Here is a 2561-nt window from a genome sequence, read left to right on the forward strand (position 1 = left end):
CGCTGCGCCCGCGGCCCGGCCGGAGCGGGCGCAGCGTGCGACCTTCCCGGCCGGAACTTGGCCATGCGGGACCGGGGTTGCCCGGATGAACGGATCAGCACGATCCAGCCTCCATCGCGAGACACCCGCATGACCCTCGATACACGTTCGATCTACGTCACGGCCCTGAAGAACACCCACGCCGTCGAGATGCAGGCCCTGCAGATCATGGAGCGGCAGGTCGAGCGCCTGGAGCGCTACCCGGAGATGGAGCAGGCCCTGCGCCGGCACATCGAGGAGACGCACGGCCAGCGCCAGCGCCTGGAGGAGGCGCTGCAGAGCCTCGGCGACAGCCCCTCGGCGCTCAAGGAGGGGTTCCTGGGCTTCGTCGGCAACATGATGGCGCTCGGCCACACGCCGGCCCAGGACGAGATCCTGAAGAACACCTACGCCAACCACGCCTTCGAGAACTTCGAGATCGCGGCCTACGAGTCGCTGCTGACGATCGCCGATGCGGCCGGCCAGCAGGCGCATCGGACCGGCTTCGAGCAATCGCTGAAGGAGGAGCAGGGCATGGCCGAGGCGGTGCGGTCGCTGATCAAGCCGACCACCGAGCGCTACCTCGCGCTGACCACGGCCGGCGAGAAGGCCGACCGCTGACAATCCGGACCGCGGCCGGCCTCGCAGGGGCCGGCCGCAGACGCGCAACCACCGATGCATGAAACGCGCGGGCATGGAAACCGAGACGACGCGCGCGCCGCCCTCCCGGGCACGGGCCGATGGCGGATCCGCGGGCGAGCCCCTGGGCCGGTTCTGCGTGCACCTCTGCGTGGACATGCAGCGCATGTTCGCCGAGCCGACGGATTGGCAGACCCCGTGGATGCCGCGCGTCCTGCCGCAGGTGCGCCGCCTCGCCGAGGCCCACCCGGACCGGACCGTGTTCACCCGCTTCATCCCGGCGGCCCGCCCCGGCGAGGGGCGGGGCACGTGGGCGACCTATTCGGCCCGGTGGTCCGGCATGACGCGGGCCGCGCTCGATCCCGGCCTGATCGAGCTGGTCCCCGACCTGGCCCGCCTCGTCCCGCCCGCGGAGGTGATCGACAAGACCGTCTACTCGCCCTGGCTGGAAACGGACCTCGACGCACGCCTCCAGGCGCGGGGCGTGGACACCCTGGTCGTCACCGGTGCGGAAACCGATGTCTGCGTGCTGGCGGCGGTGCTGGGCGGCGTCGATTTCGGCTACCGCATCGTGCTCGCCACGGACGGCCTGTGCAGCTCCTGCGACGAGGCCCACGACGCCCTGATGGTGATGTACCGGATGCGCTACGGCCACCAGGTCCTGACCCTGACGACCGACGCGATCCTGGAGCGCTGGCCGTGAGCCGCGTCCGGCCGTCTTGAACTGTTATAGTCAAGCTCTGGCGCGATAGCCCGCGCGGGATCCGCGGTGTTCCGGATCACGAACACTCGATGTGTGCTGGATCACGCGCGAAAAACAGTCGCGACCGTCGAACCGAACGGCAGCGTCACCGTTATGTCCTCGAACACTATTCCGGAGGGAAGGACATGGCCAAGCACGAGATCCTCGGGTACTTCGAGCACCGCCGCGACGGGGCCTGGGTGTGCGTCCGGCCGTTCACCCTGACCACGCGCGATGCCAGCGTCGACATCCGTCAGGGCATGCGCTTCGATTACGGCAAGCGGGTCGGCGGTCTCGACCTCGCCGAGTACCTGGAGCAGCTCGGCTCGCAGTTCGGGTCGTAAGGCTGCCCGGACGAAGCGGACCGCGCGCAACGATCAGCGTCCGTGGAGGGCGCCGGGTGGAAACCCGGCGCCCTTCGGCGTTTCAGGCTCCGCCCCACTGCATCGTGAGGCCGCCATCCACCACGAGCGTGTGGCCGGTGACGTAATCGGCGGCCCCCGATGCGAGGTAGAGGATCGCCCGGGCGATTTCTTCGGGTTGGCCAGCCCGGTGCCACGGGATCCGCTCCAGGGACTGGTCGAGCACCGCGGTCTTCTCGAAGCGGTCGGCGGTCATCGGCGTCTCGATCAGGCCGGGGGCGACGTTGTTGACGTTGATCCGGTCCTCCGCGAGTTCCCGCGACAGGCTCCGGCACAGGGAGCCGAGCCCCGCCTTCGACATGCCGTAGGGGGCGCTCTCGGGGGTCGGCAGGTGCTGGGCCACCGAGGACACGAACACGATCTTGCCGCCGCCGCCCTGCGCCCGGCGCATCCCGATGAACGGGCGCGCGCAGAACAGCGGCCCCATCAGGTTCACCCGCAGGATCCGCTCCAGCACCGCGTCGTCCATCTCGGCGACCGGCATGCCGCTCATCGCCTGGCCGGCATTGGCCACCAGGATGTCGAGGCCGCCCAGCTCGCTGCCGACGCGGTCGTAGGCGGCGTTCACCGCGGCGGCGTCGCCGACGTCGAGTTGCAGCACCAGGGCGCGGCGGCCGGCCCCCTCGCCCCGCGCGGGTGTCTCATATTCACAACTCCGAGCCCCCGAGACTACGCTGGAGCGCGGGTGGCGGGGTGGGGTGGGTAAATAAAAGGGGGGGGGGGGGGGGGGGGGGGGGGGG

General features: G+C 70.4%; 3 protein-coding genes and 1 pseudogene. 3 read left to right on the plus strand and 1 reads right to left on the minus strand.

Features of this window, described 5'->3' with window-relative positions; translation table 11 throughout:
- Window positions 1-129: 129 nt before the first annotated feature.
- The 3 genes from FV228_RS26610 to FV228_RS26620 all read left to right on the plus strand — a co-directional run bounded on the left by FV228_RS26610 (window position 130) and on the right by FV228_RS26620 (window position 1743).
- Window positions 130-639, plus strand: a complete 510-nt coding sequence (locus FV228_RS26610) for a ferritin-like domain-containing protein (protein ID WP_147857270.1) — start codon at window positions 130-132, stop codon at window positions 637-639.
- A 73-nt stretch (window positions 640-712) separates the two neighbouring features.
- A complete protein-coding gene (locus FV228_RS26615; RefSeq protein ID WP_246694041.1) occupies window positions 713-1360 on the plus strand; it encodes an isochorismatase family cysteine hydrolase in 648 nt (215 codons plus the stop codon).
- A 185-nt stretch (window positions 1361-1545) separates the two neighbouring features.
- Window positions 1546-1743 carry a hypothetical protein gene (locus FV228_RS26620; protein ID WP_007563351.1) on the plus strand — a complete coding sequence of 66 codons (198 nt, stop codon included), beginning with the start codon at window positions 1546-1548 and terminating at the stop codon, window positions 1741-1743.
- An 82-nt stretch (window positions 1744-1825) separates the two neighbouring features.
- Here the strand turns inward: FV228_RS26620 and FV228_RS26625 are convergent.
- Window positions 1826-2464: pseudogene (locus FV228_RS26625) on the minus strand (SDR family oxidoreductase); the annotation flags it as partial.
- Window positions 2465-2561: the final 97 nt, after the last annotated feature.

It is taken from the genome of Methylobacterium sp. WL18 (assembly GCF_008040015.1).
GTDB classification, from domain to species: domain Bacteria; phylum Pseudomonadota; class Alphaproteobacteria; order Rhizobiales; family Beijerinckiaceae; genus Methylobacterium; species Methylobacterium mesophilicum.